Genomic DNA, 18,750 nt, shown 5'->3' with positions numbered 1-18,750 from the left:
CACTGACCAACATCCAGAATAAGAAGGATTGAAACAAGCGAAAGCAGTTTTACCCACCGAGGGCCGTGCTCTCACTGACCACCATCCAGAATAAGAAGGATTGAAACGTTCAGTGGAACGACTTAATGGCGCCATTTGAGAAAACTCACTGACCACCATCCAGAATAAGAAGGATTGAAACATACCGTCAAACTTGAAATAGAAATTTCACGGAAAAACCTCACTGACCACCATCCAGAATAAGAAGGATTGAAACAAAAAATCACCGAAATAATTAAAGATTATGGAAAATACTCACTGACCACCATCCAGAATAAGAAGGATTGAAACAGCAAAGCTCAGAGTGAGGGCGAGAGGACAGCCATCTCACTGACCACCATCCAGAATAAGAAGGATTGAAACTCATAAGGTACTCTGCCGGGTGCGGATCCCCTTTTTGCTCACTGACCACCATCCAGAATAAGAAGGATTGAAACGTCAACCTTGTTGCCGAATGGGATGGTAACCGATACTCACTGACCACCATCCAGAATAAGAAGGATTGAAACTTAGGTTAAGCGGTAAGATCATAAATACTGAACGGTTCAATGAGCACCATCGATATAAGAACCATTGAAACTTGCTAGCTTAAAGCTTTTTACTTTGTTCAACCCTCAATTCTACTTCAAATAAAACCAGCCTAGTTTAGTTTCTCGTTTTTTAAAAAGAAAAGCTAATTAATGAAGAAAATTTTTTGTAAACCGTGTACAAATAAAAAATGGCCCCAGAATTTTCTGAGGCCACTACTTAGTCGGGGCGGCAAGATTCGAACTTGCGACCTCCTGCTCCCAAAGCAGGCGCGATAACCGGGCTACGCTACGCCCCGAAACCTATAACCGGTGAGGAAGCGGTGAGGGAGGGATTCGAACCCTCGGTACAGTTTAACCCGTACGACGGTTTAGCAAACCGTTCCTTTCGGCCACTCAGGCACCTCACCAAACCCTTCCTTTTTTAAAGGGGTGGCAAAAATAAGGGTATTTGCCGTTACATTCAAAAATAGAGAGAAACTTTTTTTAGCACTCATGAAATTTTTTAAAATTATTAGGTGCTCAGTCTGAAAAAGGACCTGGTAATTCGGCTACAAGAACGATTTTTTGGAAGGTTTCAACAATTTGACGGTACAAGGTCAAATGTTGAATAAGCACATGCGGACGAACGAATTGCGAGGCAACGATGCTTGATAGTTATTCTGCTGCTTGTAACAAAAAACCCAGGCCAAAAGCCTGGGTTAATATTTTATATTCAGCACTTTTATCACATTGCTGCCAGTTGTACCTTTTGTTGTAATTCCATTACGTTTTCCCGAAAAAGGCTATCGGTATCCATTAAGTCTTTTACTGTTTGGCAACTATGAATGACAGTGGTATGATCGCGTCCGCCAAAGTGTTCACCTATAGTCTTAAGAGAATTTTTAGTGAAAGCTTTTGCCAGGAACATAGTTATTTGGCGGGCTTGAACAATTTCGCGTTTGCGGGTCTTTTGCAATAGCTTATCATAAGGCACATCAAAAAACTCGCAAACCATTTTTTGAATGGTATCGATCGTAATTTCTTTGCTGCTTGTTTTTACGAAATTTCTTAAAACTTTTTTAGCTAGTTCAAGATCAATTTCTCTCTTGTTTAATGACGATTGGGCTAGTAATGAAATTAGTGCTCCCTCAAGCTCGCGAATGTTGCTGTTAATGTTATATGAAACATATTTTACAACTTCACGAGGCATGTCAAGACCATCGTTTTTCATCTTCTTATCCAGTATTTCTATGCGCGTATCATAATCAGGCATCTGAAGATCGGCGCTTAGACCCCATCGAAAACGGCTGAGCAGTCTTTCTTGCAAACCATCCAAATCCTTTGGTGGCTTGTCCGACGATAAGACAAGTTGTTTGCCTGACTGATGTAGGTGGTTGAAAATGGCGAAGAACGCATCCTGGCTTCTTTCTGCGCGGTTGAAAAACTGCACATCGTCGATGATCAACACATCTATCAATTGATAAAAATGAATGAAATCATTTATAGCATTATTGCGGCTATGATCCTGGAACTGGTTTATGAACTTTTCTGAGCTTACATATAGTACAACTTTGCTTGGGTGCAGCCTCTTTACTTCGTTGCCAATTGCTTGTCCCAGGTGGGTTTTACCCAAACCTACACCACCGTATACGACTAATGGATTAAATGAATTTGCTCCCGGTTTCTCAGCAACTGTTTTACCTGCACGACGTGCTACCCGGTTGCAGTCTCCCTCTATAAAAGAATCGAAAGTATAAATAGGGTTTAACTGCGGATCAATCTGCATTTTCTTAAGACCTGGAATAACAAACGGATTTTTAACCGGGTTATTAATAACCAGGGGGAAATCCATTTCGTTGTTACTGTAAGTCTTTATGTTATTAGCAGGTATATCCATGGTTAGTGGTTTATTGCTACTATTACCGCTATCCACCATTATTCTGTATTCCAATCGGGCATCTTTGCCTAATTCCCTCTTAAGGGTTTTGGCTAAAAGGTTTACATAATGTTCTTCGAGATATTCGTAAAAAAACTGGCTAGGCACCTGGATAAGCAATACATAATCTTTTAATTCAACTGGTTTTATAGGCTCGAACCAGGTCTTATAATGTTGCCATTCAACTATGTCTTTAATAATTTTTAAACAATTACTCCAAACTATATCGGCAGTTTTGGCCATATGTATCACTATAGTTTTTTTATAATTAAGTTAGGAATGTTAGAACCTTGAAACCTCTCCAAATAATTCTCCACAAGTGTGAATAAAAAAGTTTGGCGGGACGGCGAATATCAAACTTTATATTTTAAAAAAAAATTTTTAAAATGGTTCTTTTTACCTTTTCCGCGACAGTATTACGTTTCATAAAAGAATATTTTTTTTTGTATTGTTTTAATCGTTTTCCGGAAAAATTAATATCAGTAAATGTGAGATAATTTGGTTATTTTATCCGGTTCTTTCGCTTACTATTAACGTTGATTTTTATTATCCACGTCCCTGTAAACTCATCCTTGCAGTTCAATTCCAGTACCAAATAAAATACAGACTGTGCAGCTTATCATTTTTAAAAATTCTACAATTTTTTTTCGAGCAGATAGAAGATTGAAGATGTTCAAACAGTAAAAATAAAATTCTTTTTCTCCTTCATTACCAATACTTATAACCCTACCTTAATTAGCCGTTGTTTTAACACTGTAGTGTTACGAGTAAAATTAATTGCAACAAAAATATCGAAGAGAGTATTCAACTTAAGACTGTTAAACATTTTGGCACGAGTACATATTCTTCCTCACTTTTATGCTTCTTATGCCTTTACGAGTCACATAAAAGTATTTTTTAAACGAAGCTGTTTTTGCTTATTTAAACCTTTCAATGGATAGATGGATAGATGAACCGAAGTTTTCGTAAATACTTAGATGGTAATGTCAAAGGCGGGAAAATTGTCCTGCTATTTAACAAGGCGTCTTGCCTTATTACAAACATTTCCTATTAACCGTAATATACATTTACTCCTCAGCGTATATGACTTAAAAAAAGTATCAACAGTTGTATGGCACGAAATAATGAGTAAATATTTTAGTTAAGCAATGCTCACTTAACTAACGATTTTCAATAACCCATTTCTTACTGAATCCGCTTTTAAGAGGAAGGAAAAGGTAGAACTTAAAAACTACTTTTCATAATAAACTATCTCAAAACTTTATCCCCAAAAATACGGCAGCTAATTCTGCGCTTTTACGTTCAACAATGTTTTTAAATGATACTTTTGCGGAAATAATAATTAAAAATGTCATACGAGATTACTGGCAAACTCATTGTTCGATTTGATATTGTTCAACGTAGCGAAAGCTTTAAAACGAGAGAATTTGTGATTGAAAAAACGGAAGATACAAATGGAAGAAGTTTTACAAATTTTGTAAAGTTTCAATGTGTACAAGATAAAACAGCAATGCCTGATAAATTTAATATAGGTGACGAGGTGAAAGTGCAGTTTAATTTAAAGGGTACAAAATGGGAGAAAGACGGCAGAACAAATTACATCACTAACCTGGATGCCTGGAGAATGGAAAGTTTAAAACTCAGCCAGAATAATGCGAGCAATGGCGAGGTGAATTATAACGATATACCACCTTCTGACAATGTAGATGACCTTCCGTTTTAGAACCCGCATTGACAGGAGTGAATGAATTGTGAGAAATGGAAAGGTAGCTGTATTTGGCACCCGATTATTCCTTTAGAACCAGGATTATTAGGATGTAGGTCGGGTTGGCGAGGGATAGAATGTCAAGTTTCTGGGTCCAACATTAGTCCTCCGTTTAATCACTGTTGCGTCGCACTCTTGTACTGTATTTACTTGTATTCATCCATGTTGGAAGGGGAGATGTTCTCTTTGCATTAAAGCTGTCTGGCATGGTTGAGTGAATTGAGAATGAAAGCTAAAGATGATTGTCGGCTTGCAGACGAAGTGATTGCGACGCAACGATGATACTTGAAAAACAAATGCTGGTATTAAAAAGATTAATTAGAACGTTTTTAGAATTGCCAAATTTTTAGGATAAATACCTAACCGCATTATGCAACAAAAAATAGTACTAAAGTTGCTTCCCTCAGAAGCAGCCGACGTCAATATTATAAAAGAGTACATAGCCAATAGCGCCGGTAAAAAAGCAAATGAAATAACGGGCTTTCACCTTCTTAAAAAATCTATTGATGCAAGAGGTAAGCACATTTACATTAACCTTACGATTCAGGCTTTCATTAATGAGCCTTTTGTGGAGAGAGCATTATCAACAGTTACCTTTCATGATGTAAGTAAAGCCCGTAGAAAAGTAATTATAGTTGGTGCCGGTCCTACCGGGTTATTTGCTGCACTTAAACTGATAGAGGAGGGTATACAACCAATCATTTTAGAAAGAGGTAAAGACGTAAGAGCCAGAAGGCGTGATTTGGCAGTGTTGAATAAAGAAGGGGTGGTAGACCCCGACAGCAACTATTGCTTTGGAGAGGGTGGCGCAGGAACGTATAGCGATGGAAAGCTTTATACAAGGAGCAATAAGCGCGGGGATATAAATCGCATTTTAAGCCTGTTTGTTCAATTTGGGGCAGAAGAGCAAATCGTAGTTGAGGCACATCCGCATATTGGTACTAACAAACTTCCGCAAATTATAACTGCAATGAGAGAATGTATTACTCATTGTGGAGGTATATTTCTGTTTGATAAAAAGGTATCAGATTTTATTATAGAAGAAAATACCATAAATGGTGTGATAACTGCTGATGGAGACCAGTTTGAAGCAGATGCCGTGATACTGGCAACCGGCCATTCGGCAAGAGACATTTTTAAATTGCTGCATCGGAAAAAGATTTTAATAGAAGCAAAGCCTTTTGCACTGGGCGTTCGCATTGAGCATCCTCAAAGTATAATTGATAATATACAGTATCACTGTATAAACAGGGGCGACTTTTTACCTCCTGCTTCGTATTCGCTGGTACAGCAGGTGGAAAATAAAGGCGTGTTTAGTTTTTGTATGTGTCCCGGCGGAATTATAGCTCCGGCATCAACAACCGGGGGTGAGCTAGTTGTAAATGGTTGGAGCCCTAGTAAACGAAACAACCCGTTCGCCAACAGCGGAATGGTAGTGACGGTAGAGAACAAGGATTTCGAGAAATCGGAAGATTTCAAAGCGTATATGAAGGATAAAGAGATGGAGGATAATTCGCCTTTAAGTATGATGTTTTTTCAGGAAATGGTAGAGCAGAAAGCATATATGGCAGGTGGAGGACGCTTTGTTGCACCTGCTCAACGAATGGCTGACTTTTGTAATGACAAGGTTTCTGGTTCTTTACCCATCTGCAGTTATTTACCTGGTGTAAATAGTACTGACCTTACTGGCGTTTTACCTGCTTTTATACACACCAGCTTGCAGGAAGCTTTTAAAGCGTTTGGCAAGAAGATGAGGGGCTACCTGACTAATGAAGCGGTGGTGGTAGCTACAGAAAGCCGAACCTCTTCGCCGGTTCGCATTCCCCGTAACAGTGGCACGTTACAGCATCCTCAAATTAAAAACTTATATCCATGTGGAGAAGGTGCGGGCTATGCAGGTGGAATTGTAAGTGCAGCTATGGACGGCGAAAGAGTCGCCATAATGATTGCAACACGATAGTATTTTAGACGTCTATGTTGGAAGTCAGGCATAAAAAAGCCGCCACAAAAATGCAGCAGCTGTTATTGTTTACACAATTTATTTTTCTATAGGATATTGAATTTCAGAAACATTTAAACATATCCTTAAACAGGTTAAAGGTAGTTAGTCAATGAAGGCAAACTACAAGCATAAATACTCGTTTTAGGTGTTCGTAAAACCGATAAGGCGGTGGGGTATTTACGCGGGTAGGCGTAGTAGAAATTCGAGAGGCGGTTAAAGCGAAATATGTAGTTACGGAGAAATGCCGCACTAATAGTAGCGGCTTTACTTCTTACAGAGAATAAGCGTAAGTACTACGTAAAGCCTGAGCCATCTTACAGTAAACGGCGAGGTGCTCTAACAATTATAAATAGCAATATATGCAGCGGTTTTTACTCAAGGACGAATTCCTGGTGCATAGAAGGCATTTCGATTTTTTCAAACCCCTTCCTGTTTAGCCTTGCTGCTAATTCTTGCTGTACCAAATATTCACCATGCACTAAAAATATTTTTTTAACTTTTTCACTATCCTGGCAGCCGATAAATCTAGCCAGGTCATCCTGGTCTCCATGCGCGCTAAGGCTCTTCATTTGGCCCACTTCAGCTAATACATTACAGCTATCACCAAATATTTCAACCTTTCTTGCTCCATTTAGCAACCGTCCTCCTAACGAAGCGGTTGAGCAATAGCCTGACATCAAAATGGTATTTGGCTCTTCATCAACACAACTAAATATATGGTGCTTTACACGACCTGCATCTGCAGTACCGCTTGATGAGATAATTACACATGGCTCTTTATGCTCTGTAAGTTGCCTGCTTTCTTCAACTGTCTCAACATGTTTCAACCCTTTGAAATGAAAAGGATCTTCATCGATCTTTAAAATATTTTGAAGACGCTCATTGTATTCGCTGGTATAGCTTTTTATTACTGCGGTGGCTTTTTCACTTAAAGGGCTATCAACAAAATAGTTCAATTCCGGTAGACGATGCTCCAGTTCCAATTGGTTTAAAGAATATAAAATTTCCTGGGTTCGCCCTACGCTAAAGGCTGGGATAACTAATTTACCGCCTCTGTCAACACAGGTCTTCTTTATCCAGCGGTACAGGTTATCGATTGTGTTTGCTGCAATATCGTGCGTTTTATCGCCGTAAGTACTTTCGAGAATGATATAATCTGCTTCAGGAAATTCGGCCGGCGGTTGTAGCAGGGCGCTTCTATACCTGCCTACATCGCCGCTAAAAGTAAGAGTTGTCGTCTTTCCGTTTTCAGTTATTCTTAAGTTAATAGCGGCGCTTCCAATTAAGTGTCCTGCATTTGTGTACATGATCTCAACGTGGTCATCTACCTTCAGCCATTCGTTGTATTCTAACGTTTCAAATAATTGCATTGATTTAGCCACGTCTTCTATTTCATATAATGGCGTAACCTCATCTATTGCCGCACTGCTTTTTCTATTGGTAAAATCCGCATCATGCTTTTGTATTTCTGCGCTGTCTGCCAGTAATATTTCTGTCAGATCTTTTGTTGCGGGAGTACAAAATATTTTGCCTTCAAAGCCTTCTTTTACCAACTTAGGAATTAGGCCTGTGTGGTCAATATGTGCATGAGATAAAAACAAAAAATTTACTTCTTTCGGATCGAAGCCAAACTCGCTATTTAAAGCTTCTGTCTCATTTCCCATACCCTGGAACATTCCACAATCCAATAAATATTTCTTTTCGTTGTCAAGTGTTAGTAGATGTTTTGAACCTGTCACCGTTCTTGCTGCCCCATGAAAAGATAACTTCATAATTATTTATTACTCTAGAAGGATTTTAAATTTCAGATGCAAAACGATGCTTAATCATTCACAGCTGATTTTCTAAGTGGTAAGATCAAGTGCATAATTCATACCCGGAATTTCGACTTCAAATCCTTTTTCCTGCAGCCTTTTAGCAAAGGCTGTTTGTACATCATATTCCCCATGTACAAGAAATATTTTTTTCACCTTTTCTGTATCTTGACCTGATAAAAATTGAAATAAATCTTCGTAATCGCCATGGGCACTTATACCAGACATGCTGCCTACTTCTGCATTAACAACATAATCATCACCGTAGATGTTTACCCTTTTTGCGCCATTCAACAGCTTTCCTGCTAATGAGTATGGGGATGCATAGCCAACCATTAATATTGTATTTTTTTCATCCTCAATATTGTTTTTAATGTGGTGTTTCACTCTGCCTGCTTCAGCCATTCCGCTCGAACTTATTATAACACAGGGGTGGTTGTAGGAGTTAATCTGCTTACTTTCTTCTGCCGTTTTAATATAATTTAATCCTTTGAAATCAAAGGGATCTTTATCGTGAAGTAACACAGCTTGCAGTTCTTTATTAAAGTTTTCAGGATGTTTTCTTATAACGTCTGTAGCCTCCCTGCTTAAAGGACTGTCAACAAAAAATTTTATTGCAGGAAGCCTGTTTTCATTGTCTAACTTGTTTAACGCATACAGCAACTCCTGGGTTCTGCCAACACTAAATGCGGGAATAATAAGCTTCCCTTTTTTCTCAATGCAAGTCTTTTCAATCCAGCTTAAGAAACTGTCGGGCGTGTTCTTAACCTCTTTATGTAGCCTATTTCCATAAGTACTTTCCATTATAATATAATCGGCCTGTGGAACTTCTTCCGGCGCTTTTAAAATGGCGTCGTTATATCTTCCTACATCCCCGCTAAACGTGATGTGTGTAGTTTCTTCTTCTTCCATAATCTGAAGGCTTACCGCTGCACTACCTATTATATGACCTGCATCTGTAAACAATACTTTTATATCATTATCTATCCTAAACCATTTTCCATGCTCCGCAGTAGTAAACAATTCAAGGCAACGTTTTGCATCTTCAATTGAATACATGGGTTTAAAAAGTGGCAGACCTAACTTTGTTCTTTTCTTATTAATGTACTTTGTATCCGACTGTTGTATCTCGGCGCTGTCCATCAATAGAATTTGGCACAAGTCTTTTGTTGCAGGGGTACAAAAGACAGATCCCCGAAAACCTTCACTATACAGTTTGGGTATGAGCCCCGAGTGATCGATGTGGGCATGAGACAAAACAAGATAGGTTACATCTTTTGCGCTAAAGCCAAAGGTGCTGTTTAGTTCATCCGTTTGCCGCCCCATCCCCTGGAATAATCCGCAATCCAACAAAAGCCTTTTACCGTTTTTTAAAGTAAGCAAGTGTTTGGACCCAGTAACAGATCGGGCAGCGCCGTGAAAAGATAGTTGCATAAATAAATTTGTAGAAAAGATAAAATATTAAGCCCCGCTTCTTGATTTGAAACTCCAGGTACAAAAGAACCGGGCTACACTTTCGCCAGCCTCATTCTTTCCTACCGTCTCGCAAACCACGGATGTGCTTTCGGTAGAGGTTATGGCATCCTCTACAGCCTGTTGTACCTCCAATCCATTGGAGCATGTAAAAACTATTTTGCCAACAGCTTTCTTAAAAAAGTTTCCTTCAATTTTTACAATCAACATACTAACCGACGGCTTTCTCTTATATAAGGCAGACATACACAAAATTCCAGTACTTGCCTCCGCAGCCATAGCGAGCACTGCAAAGTATAATGAGCCGAAAGGATTTTTATTGAACCACTTGTACCGAACCCCAATAGCAGCTTCGTGTGGAGCTAGCTTCATTAATTGCAAACCGGCAAAAAATGCAGCAGGAAGTTTTGAAAATAAAAACATTCTAAAAGCAAAAGGAGTTGCAAGTTGTTTTTGAAAGGCGCTGAAATTGGGATTCAAAGTCATTAATTGATGCGTATAAAGTTACTGCAGTATTACGTGTTTTTGAAGTCGCCCTCGCAAAACGGATAACTCCTGTTTAACTACTTACAAAAGGCGATTTAATAACTGCATCCTTAATATGGCCGGTTTTTAGTTCATATATTATCGTTACTGGCTGGAAGAAAGGGGTACCGAACCGCTACAAGAAAAAGACCATGGGCAGGGGTAGCAAAATTTGCCCGCGTACAATCTTTTACCTGAATGATTTCTGCAAATTCTTCTAACGAAATTTTTTTTCTACCTACCAATAACATAGTTCCTACCAGACCGCGAACCATACCACGAAGAAACCGATTTGCTTCAACAGTATATTCAAGATTACAATTGCTTAAAATCCACTCACTTTTAATGATTGTGCATTCTTTCGTTAAAACCTGCGTATTTCTTTTTGAAAAAGAGGTATAGTCTGTGTATCGATATAACAAGTTTGCCGCCTGGTTCAAAAGCGCAAAGTCAACAGAAAAAGGATAATACCAGGCAGCCTCAGTTAAGAAAGGGTTTTTAGTAGTGGTTATATGGTATTTGTATTTTCGGGATGTAGCTAAAAACCTTGAATGAGCATCAGGTGGAACAGGTATAATAGATTTTACAACAATGTCTAAGGGTAACAACGCATTTATGTTATAAATCAATGAAGGATCAAACTGCTTTTCGATGTCGAAATGAAAGTAGTTTTGAAGTGCATGAACACCGGCATCAGTACGCGAAGAACCTGTTAGGGTGACCGGAAAACGACAAACTATGGTAAGTGCCTTCTCTACCTGCCCTTGAATAGTATCTCCATTCTGCTGCACCTGGAAGCCTGCATACCTTGTTCCCTTATAACTTACCTCTACAAAGTATCGCATGAGCTATTGTTACATTACGAGAAGCATAATTCTATTGAAGTAAGCTTTTAAAGCGATTAACAAAAGCAGGATCAATAAACTCGTTTTGTAAAGTATAATACTGGGCTGCATCGGCTACAGAAACAAAAGAGACGTCAAAAAACTTAAACCGTGCTTCGTCTGAAAGAAATAGCGTAGAAAGTCTCTTAATCTGGCTGGTGGTAAAGCACTTATTGCGATAAACCTTCCTGGCTTCAATAATCATTTTATCATCAGAAGTTTCAGAGGCCATTTTTTTTCTAAGCTTTGCATAATCATCGTCTGTAGCAATGTTTTTGCAATTACTATTCTCTAATATGCGCCTGTCGTCTGCTGGTATTTTTACTGATTGACTAGTATCGTTTTTGGCTGACATATTAATATCTAAAAACTTTACATCGTTGCTTTTAGCTGTGCCGGCTGAAGAGGAAGAATTAGCTTGATTGGTTGTTTCTACATCACTTTTAGTAGTGTTTGGGTTTGCAGAGGATGAGTTAGGAGTACTTGGTGATGCAGGTGAGGATGGGATGATTACATTGATTGTATCTCTTGTTTTACCAGTTCCCTCTACATAAGATAAATGCACTCCTTCTTCGCCTGTAACTTCTGAAACTTTTTTTACGTCACCAGGCCTTTCTGACTTTGCAATTGGTTCGTCTGGTTTAGCTGGTGAGGTTATAGTTGGTGCAACATCAGTAGTAGGTGCTGCATTAACCGGAGGATTATCGGTTTTTGCTATTGCCTTTTTTACTTCTTCCTCTTTTGTAACATTGTCAACCGGGGTAACAGTAGGAGGTTTGCTTGCTACTGGCGTTGTATCTTTTTTCTTTTCAAATGAAATAACCGCCGGAGGGGCTTTTGCACTTGCAGTTAATGCCTGCGAAACAACATTTGAGGTACCCGCAGAAGCCATTGTAATATCAAGAGATTGTAAATTAAATAACCCCCAACCTTTTTCGTTAAAGTTCTTCAGATCGAAACCAAGGTCTTTGTTTTGAATGGCAATATTGAAAGTCTGCTCAGGAAACGCATTTTGAGCAAAACCTACAGTAAGATTGTAGTTACCATCGGCAAGCTTTGGAATGATAAGGTAGCCACTGGCAGTTGAACTGTATAGCTTGCCATTAAGAGATACATAGAAAGGTTGTTTAGCGTCGGACTGAATAAAGACAAAATGTCTTTCTTGCGCAGAAAGACTGCTTAGGCAGAAAGAAAGAAGAAATATACTTAAGAAGTACTTCATTTAGATTTAATTGAATAAGCGGTTTAACAGGGCTTATTTTAAACAAAGCTATAGAAAAACGTTGTTTTTATCCTATAACTTCAATTTAATACCTCGCCTTTTGCATCTATAGCAAAAACAGTGCTTGAAGATTTGTGCTGTATAGGATTAGAAATTCTTTTACAAGCTTGCAAGAATTTAATATGGGGTTCGAAATGTGGGCTTCTTGTTCCGCTATGAAACTCACCCCTAGCTTAAAGGATTTATTGAAGTGTTATTTGCGAGAACTAATTATGATATTAATTTCGGGTAAACGATGCACAAAGATTTGTAGATTGAATGGAGCGTCGCAAGACTGCCGCTTTATAACTTCTACAGCCGGTTAACTAATTATGCTCACAATTTATTTATTAAGACTTGCATATACTAAGGCTTCAAATTTTGCTGCAATATCGCCATGTGAATTTGGCGTATGCTGTGTCATAATAAGGCAAACAAGACCTTTTTTCGGATCAGCCCAATAAGTAGTTCCATAATAACCGCCCCAGGCAAAAGAACCTTCACTTCGCGCATTTCGACCCGCAGACTTAGCTGAAGTAAGTCCGAAGCCTAAACCAAAATTATCGCTATTGTTATACAGAAAATCAAGTTGAGGACTGGTCATCATTTCCACCGATTTTGGGGATAAAATTCTGTGTTTGTTATAAATGCCGCCATTAAGAAGCATCTGCATAAACACGGCATAATCAAGAGCTGTAGAAGATAAGCCAGCACCCCCGGAAAAATATTTTTTATCCATTAATGGATAATTGGGGTCAATTCGCCTGAATGTCTGACTCCATTTAATTATCCGGTGCAGGGAGTCTTCGGTGTACACGGAGGCAAGGCGATTGGCTTTTGATTGAGGAAGATTGAAATAGGTATCCTTCATTCCTAATGGCCCGAAGATATTGTTTTGGAAAAAATTTTCGAGGTTAGTACCACTAATAATTTCTACGAGGCAACCAAGAAGGTCAGTATTTAAGCCGTACTGCCATTTTTCGCCGGGTTGAAATTGAAGCGGCTGCTTACCAAGTACTTTCATTTTTGCAAGAAGGTCTGCGTTGAAGTATCCCAAGCCCGAGGGAATACCTGCTTTTGCATAAATGGCATTTCCTCTTGGCGATCCTATATCTGCATAATCAATACCTGAGCTATGTGTAAGTAAATCGCGAAATGTAATATTTCTTTTGGCAGGAACTGTAGTGTAAGTTGTATCGGCACTATTGTATTTATCAATTACAACGGGATTTCGAAATTCAGGAATAAAGTCAGCAATCGGTTGATCGAGCAGTAATTTCCCCTGCTCGTAAAGAATCATAACTGCAACACTTGTAATTGCTTTTGTTTGGCTCATGATGCGAAAAATAGCATCATTCTTCATTGGGCTTTTCGTTTCTGCATCCGCATAACCATAACCTTTATATTGAACTAACTGGTTATCTTTTATTACCAATGTTACAGCCCCGGTTAAATAGGTTTTGTTGATGTAGTCATTCAGCAGGGTATCAATTCTATTTAAACGATTATAATTGATGGAAGAATTTTGCTTATTTATTGTCTGAATCACCTGGGCGTGTAGCGAGGGGAATACAAAAAATAAACCTAAAAGAGCTGCAAAAATTGAAGAAGGTCGTTTCATTCGGCTTGCGTTATTTACTTGAAAGATACTGTCAAATGTATTTATAAACTGCTTGCCATTTTAAGGGTCTCAACTTCTACCCATAAAAGTAATTGTGCTACGGAAACATATAAGGTAAACATGGTTAAAAATAAAAATGCAGGTAATTTCTTACCTGCATTAAGCTTATACCTATATAATTTTTACCAGCTTCCTCCGGAACCGCCGCCACCGAAACTTCCTCCTCCAAATCCACCAAATCCGCCTCCTCCCGAGTCTCCTCCGCCGCCGCCCCAATCGCCGCCGCCTCTTCCGCCACTATTAAGCAAGCTTCCTAAAATGGCACCTTCAACAAAACCACCATAGCCGCGCCGGCTAAACATGCCACCTCCGCCGCCACGTCCGCCACCTCTCCCTATCAGCATCAATACGATGACGATGATAATGATAACTCCAATAATACTTCCGCCTCCCCCTGGGCTTTTTTTAGCTCTATAACCTGCAGGCGCTTTATATTCACCAGCGGCTGCTTTGAAAATTGCCGTAGTTCCAACATCTATACCCCGATAAAAATCCTCCTGCTTGAAGTTTGGTTTAATAACATCTTCAATAATTGATTTGCATGTTATATCGGGCAAGGCCCCCTCTAAACCATAACCAGGAGCAATAAAGATGGTACGGTCATTTTTTGCTATTAAAAGAACAACGCCGTTATTCGTTTTCTTATTACCTACTCCCCACTCTCTTCCCAGCTTGGTAGCATAATCAACAGGGGCATAGTCGTTGAGTGTTGGAACTATTACTATTACAACCTGGTTGCTTGTGCTATCGTCATACGCCACTAACTTTTGCTCTAGCGTGTGTTGCTGATCCGCAGTTAGAGTTTGTGTATAATCATTAACTAACCTGGGTGGGTTTGGGCGTGCAGGAATCGTTTGTGAGATAGCAAAGAGAACCTGTAAAAGAAATAGTATTGTAAATAAAAAACGCTTCATGTATTTAATAAGAAAAAATAATCCCGCAATTGCGGGACTATTTTAATTTCCAAAAATTATTTCATCCGGCAACTCATTTTTATCGCTACGTTCATACGGGAACTCGCTTTTTAACGCTTCGCCAATATCATTAATTACGGCGCAAATGCCGCCGGTATAGTCATCTTTTGTAAATGACCTGATTATCTTTCTAACCTCCTCGTTCCAATAGTTTGCTCCAAGTCTTTGATAGATGCCTTCATCTGCAAATAGTGCAAGTTGTCGATCATTTATTGCCATATAAAGGAGCACGGCATTTCTGTCTTTAGTCTGCTCCATTTTAAGGCTAAAAAATATTTCTTTAGCCCTATCTACCGGATCAACATATTTGCATTTACTTTCAACAAACAGCCTTACTTCACCACTGGTGTTTGTTTCAGCTTCTTGTATGGCTTTTACCATCAATTGCTGCTGATCAGGAGTGAAAAATTCTCTTTTTTTTGACGATGGAAACAATGACACGTTACTGAAAATTGTAGGATTTAAAATTTCACTTCCGGAACTCTTTCAGCGCCAGCTTCTGCTGCAAAACCTTGTCTTTGTTTAAAGCCCATCATTCCTGCAAATATGTTTGTAGGGAAAGAACGGACCTTAGTGTTATAGGTTTGAACCGCGTCGTTGAAGTCGTTACGCGAAGTTTTAATCCTGTTTTCTGTTCCTTCTAACTGTGCCTGTAAACCTCTGAACGCATCATTTGCTCGTAGGTTAGGGTAGGCTTCCGATACCGCCAATAACCTTCCTAAGGCTTGTGATAGTTGTCCTTGGGCAGCTTGAAACTGTTGCATTTTTTCAGGCGTAAGATCAGCAGGATCTACTTTTATTTGTGTGGCAGATGCCCTGGCATTAATTACATCTGTTAGCGTACCACGTTCGAAACTTGCTTCACCTTTAACCGTGTTTACGAGGTTTGGGATAAGGTCTGCCCGACGCTGGTAATCACTTTGCACCTTGTTCCATGAATTCTTAACTGATTCATCTTGTTGCACTAGTCCGTTATAACTTCCACAACCACAACCACCTAAAATAAGGATAACGGCAAGAATAATTATTAATGTGAGATTCTTTGTCATTGTTTGAATTGTTTTTACACTTAAATTTTAAGTTACTGATTTATAACCGCCCAAGGTATTGCAAATTATCGGCCACCCGCAAAAACTGACGTTGTGTCTTATTGTTTTATTGCAGCAATACCAGGCAATTCTTTTCCTTCAAAATATTCAAGCATTGCGCCGCCGCCGGTGCTTACATAACTTACTTTATCTGCAAGTCCGAACTGGTTTACAGCTGCAACACTGTCACCGCCACCAACCAGTGAAAAGGCTCCTTTAGAAGTTGCCTCAACTATATAATCAGCTACTGACCTGGTGCCGTTCTTGAACTTCTCCATTTCAAAAACACCCATAGGGCCGTTCCATAAAATCGTTTTGCTTGCCAGAATAACCTGTCCAAAATCTTTTACTGCCTGCTCACCTATGTCCAATCCCATCCAGCCTTTTTCGATGTTATCGTTGCTCAGCATTTTCGTATTTGCATTCGCATCAAATTTGTCGGCTACAACGCTGTCTTGCGGTAAGTGAAACGCTACACCTTTTGCTTTTGCTTTTACCAGTAACTCATTAGCGAGGTCAAGTTTATCTTCTTCACATAGACTGCTTCCAATTTCTTTTCCCTGGGCTTTTAAGAACGTATATGCCATACCCCCACCAATGATGATGTTATTAGCTCTTTCAAGTAAGTTTTCTATAATCAGAATTTTGTCGCTCACTTTTGCGCCACCCAGAATGGCAGTGAAAGGGCGTTCGCTTTTATGCAGAACCTTCTCAGCACTTTCCACTTCGTTTTCCATTAATAAACCAAACATCTTTTTATCGCCGGGGAAAAACTTAGCGATGATCGCCGTTGAAGCGTGTGCGCGGTGTGCAGTACCGAAAGCGTCGTTAATATAAACATCGCCTAGCTTGCTAAGCTTTTCAGCAAATACTTCGTCGCCTTTTTCCTCCTGCTTGTAAAAACGAAGGTTTTCAAGTAGCAAAACTTCTCCAGGCTCCATGCCTACAGCCTTTTTTTGTGCTTCCTCGCCTATACAATCGTTTGCAAATAAAACGGTTGCTCCGTCTAATAATTTTACCAGGTGAGGTATTAAATGTTTTAAAGAATATTTGTCTGTCGGTCCTTCTTTCGGCCTACCTAAATGACTCATCAGAATAACACTACCGCCATCAGCTAAAATCTTTTTGATGGTAGGTACTGCCGCACGCATCCTGTTATCGTCTGTTATTTCAAACTTGTCGTTAAGTGGCACGTTAAAGTCTACTCTTATTAAGGCCTTTTGGCCGGAGAAATTATGATTTTGAAAAATGCTCATTATTGAATTTGTTTTATTTCTTAATATTTTTTCTATTCGTTGTTCAAGATCTTCTATGTCATTTTTTGGTTCCTTGCATACATCTGTCCTAAACATTTTTTTGTTCATCGTAGTGACGCGAGGTTCTTGTACTTTTTAAAACCGTTAGGATCAATAACTGTGTCCCTCAAGTCGCAGTTATCAAACCCATGCTCTCCATAGTCATTATCAAACGCAAAGTAACGGCCATGCAAACTACTTCGCTCCAACCATTTAAACCTAAAGAATGGACGATCGTTGCAAATTGTTTATAACTATAAAACAGCCTATTTCTGTTAAAAAACCGAACACTTTGATGATACACCAATCTAGAAACAAAAAACCGCAGCCCAACTGAGCTGCGGTCATTGAAGAACTATTAGTTGAAGGGAGTGACACAACGATGTTGGATAGTATTACAAATGCTTGTCCCCACAGAAAACTATTTATTAATTAAACCTGCAAAGAACTTAACAGTACGAACTAACTGGCTAACATAGCTCATTTCGTTGTCGTACCAGCTTACGGTTTTTACAAGTTGCTTGTCGCCCATGTTCATTACTTTGGTTTGGGTAGCATCAAATAGAGAGCCATAAGAACTACCTATAACATCGCTGCTCACAATTTCATCTTCAGTGTAACCAAAGCTTTCGTTACTTCCTGCTTTCATTGCAGCATTTACTTCTTCGATGGTTACAGGCTTATTTAACATTGAAACAAGCTCAGTCAACGAACCAGTGATAACCGGCACACGCTGGGCACTACCATCTAACTTACCCTTTAACTCTGGCAAAACAACGCCAATAGCCTTGGCAGCACCAGTGCTGTTAGGAACGATGTTTTGAGCAGCAGCCCTTGCCCGACGAAGGTCTCCTTTTGGATGTGGAGCATCAAGCGTATTCTGGTCGTTAGTATAAGCGTGGATAGTGGTCATGATACCGCCTGCAATACCAAATGTATCGTTTAATACTTTGGCCATTGGTGCAAGGCAATTCGTTGTACAAGAAGCACAGCTAATAATCGTTTCGCTACCATCAAGGATCTGGTGGTTTACATTGAAAACGACCGTTTTAAGATCGCCAGTTGCGGGAGCGGAAATAACGACGCGCTTTGCACCTGCAGTTAAATGTGCTTCAGCTTTCGCTTTATCAGTAAAGAAACCAGTGCTTTCGATCACAACATCTACACCATGCTCTCCCCATGGAATTTGAGCAGGATCTTTTTGTGCATATATTTTTACTTCTTCGCCATTTACAACTATAGAGTTTTCAGTGCTGGTAACTTCACCAGTGAAGCGGCCTTGCGCACTGTCATATTTCAGCAGGTGAGCCAATACTTTAGGACTGGTAAGGTCGTTGATGGCTACAACATCGATGCCTTCCATATTATAAATTTGGCGGAAAACCAAACGGCCAATACGTCCAAAACCGTTAATAGCAACTTTAATTGTACTCATATTTTTAATTTTTCTATTTTAAAAAACTCTGCGAAATTACAAGGAATGGCGGGATTAATAATGATATTT

15 protein-coding genes, 2 tRNA genes and 1 CRISPR repeat array are annotated in these 18,750 nt (G+C 39.3%); of the genes, 2 read left to right on the top strand and 15 right to left on the bottom strand.

The annotated features are described in order from the left end of the window. Position 1: 1 nt before the first annotated feature. Positions 2 to 620: a CRISPR direct-repeat array (repeat unit 34 nt; unit sequence ACTGACCACCATCCAGAATAAGAAGGATTGAAAC). A 170-nt stretch (positions 621 to 790) separates the two neighbouring features. The 4 genes from JWR87_RS09045 to dnaA form a co-directional block, all read right to left on the bottom strand. Continuing rightward, a tRNA-Pro gene (locus tag JWR87_RS09045) sits at positions 791 to 865 on the bottom strand. A 22-nt stretch (positions 866 to 887) separates the two neighbouring features. Beyond that, positions 888 to 976 (bottom strand) — tRNA-Ser (locus tag JWR87_RS09040). After that, positions 938 to 1,063, bottom strand: coding sequence for a hypothetical protein (locus JWR87_RS09035; RefSeq protein WP_297818575.1), 126 nt, complete (start codon positions 1,061 to 1,063; stop codon positions 938 to 940). Before JWR87_RS09035 ends, JWR87_RS09040 begins: the two co-directional genes overlap by 39 nt. Before the next feature lie 230 nt (positions 1,064 to 1,293). Next, positions 1,294 to 2,727 (bottom strand): chromosomal replication initiator protein DnaA, encoded by a 1,434-nt coding sequence (dnaA, locus tag JWR87_RS09030; RefSeq protein ID WP_297818571.1) that lies wholly within the window; start codon positions 2,725 to 2,727, stop codon positions 1,294 to 1,296. Positions 2,728 to 3,832: 1,105 nt separating this feature from the next. Here dnaA and JWR87_RS09025 point away from each other — a divergent pair. Together JWR87_RS09025 and JWR87_RS09020 are read left to right on the top strand one after the other, a co-directional pair. Beyond that, a complete protein-coding gene (locus JWR87_RS09025; RefSeq protein ID WP_297818568.1) occupies positions 3,833 to 4,207 on the top strand; it encodes a DUF3127 domain-containing protein in 375 nt (124 codons plus the stop codon). Positions 4,208 to 4,619: 412 nt separating this feature from the next. After that, entirely contained in the window at positions 4,620 to 6,209 is a 1,590-nt protein-coding gene (locus tag JWR87_RS09020) for an FAD-dependent protein (protein WP_297818566.1), read from the top strand. 413 nt (positions 6,210 to 6,622) lie between these two features. Here JWR87_RS09020 and JWR87_RS09015 read toward each other — a convergent pair whose 3' ends face one another. The 11 genes from JWR87_RS09015 to gap form a co-directional block, all read right to left on the bottom strand. Next, positions 6,623 to 8,023 carry an MBL fold metallo-hydrolase gene (locus JWR87_RS09015; protein ID WP_297818563.1) on the bottom strand — a complete coding sequence of 467 codons (1,401 nt, stop codon included), beginning with the start codon at positions 8,021 to 8,023 and terminating at the stop codon, positions 6,623 to 6,625. Between the two features lie 72 nt (positions 8,024 to 8,095). Then, on the bottom strand, positions 8,096 to 9,499 hold the full coding sequence (locus JWR87_RS09010; RefSeq protein WP_297818560.1) for an MBL fold metallo-hydrolase: 1,404 nt from the start codon (positions 9,497 to 9,499) through the stop codon (positions 8,096 to 8,098). Positions 9,500 to 9,526: 27 nt separating this feature from the next. After that, positions 9,527 to 10,024 (bottom strand): DUF4442 domain-containing protein, encoded by a 498-nt coding sequence (locus JWR87_RS09005; protein WP_297818557.1) that lies wholly within the window; start codon positions 10,022 to 10,024, stop codon positions 9,527 to 9,529. A 131-nt stretch (positions 10,025 to 10,155) separates the two neighbouring features. Beyond that, positions 10,156 to 10,908, bottom strand: a complete 753-nt coding sequence (gene truA, locus JWR87_RS09000; RefSeq protein WP_297818554.1) for a tRNA pseudouridine(38-40) synthase TruA — start codon at positions 10,906 to 10,908, stop codon at positions 10,156 to 10,158. Positions 10,909 to 10,939: 31 nt separating this feature from the next. After that, on the bottom strand, positions 10,940 to 12,169 hold the full coding sequence (locus tag JWR87_RS08995; protein WP_297818551.1) for a DUF4476 domain-containing protein: 1,230 nt from the start codon (positions 12,167 to 12,169) through the stop codon (positions 10,940 to 10,942). Between the two features lie 382 nt (positions 12,170 to 12,551). Then, a complete protein-coding gene (locus JWR87_RS08990) occupies positions 12,552 to 13,829 on the bottom strand; it encodes a serine hydrolase domain-containing protein (RefSeq protein WP_297818549.1) in 1,278 nt (425 codons plus the stop codon). 182 nt (positions 13,830 to 14,011) lie between these two features. Further along, positions 14,012 to 14,803 (bottom strand): TPM domain-containing protein, encoded by a 792-nt coding sequence (locus JWR87_RS08985; RefSeq protein ID WP_297818546.1) that lies wholly within the window; start codon positions 14,801 to 14,803, stop codon positions 14,012 to 14,014. 42 nt (positions 14,804 to 14,845) lie between these two features. Next, entirely contained in the window at positions 14,846 to 15,304 is a 459-nt protein-coding gene (locus tag JWR87_RS08980; protein WP_297818543.1) for a TPM domain-containing protein, read from the bottom strand. Positions 15,305 to 15,324: 20 nt separating this feature from the next. Then, positions 15,325 to 15,912 (bottom strand): LemA family protein, encoded by a 588-nt coding sequence (locus JWR87_RS08975; protein WP_297818540.1) that lies wholly within the window; start codon positions 15,910 to 15,912, stop codon positions 15,325 to 15,327. 98 nt (positions 15,913 to 16,010) lie between these two features. Further along, positions 16,011 to 17,207: a phosphoglycerate kinase gene (locus JWR87_RS08970; RefSeq protein ID WP_366090402.1), complete on the bottom strand. Its 1,197-nt coding sequence runs from the start codon at positions 17,205 to 17,207 to the stop codon at positions 16,011 to 16,013. Between the two features lie 460 nt (positions 17,208 to 17,667). Then, positions 17,668 to 18,681 (bottom strand): type I glyceraldehyde-3-phosphate dehydrogenase, encoded by a 1,014-nt coding sequence (gap, locus tag JWR87_RS08965; RefSeq protein ID WP_297818534.1) that lies wholly within the window; start codon positions 18,679 to 18,681, stop codon positions 17,668 to 17,670. Positions 18,682 to 18,750: the final 69 nt, after the last annotated feature.

The organism is Segetibacter sp. (assembly GCF_025963695.1).
In the GTDB taxonomy this organism is placed as follows: Bacteria; Bacteroidota; Bacteroidia; order Chitinophagales; family Chitinophagaceae; genus Segetibacter.
This window is presented reverse-complemented; position numbering and strand designations above follow the sequence as displayed.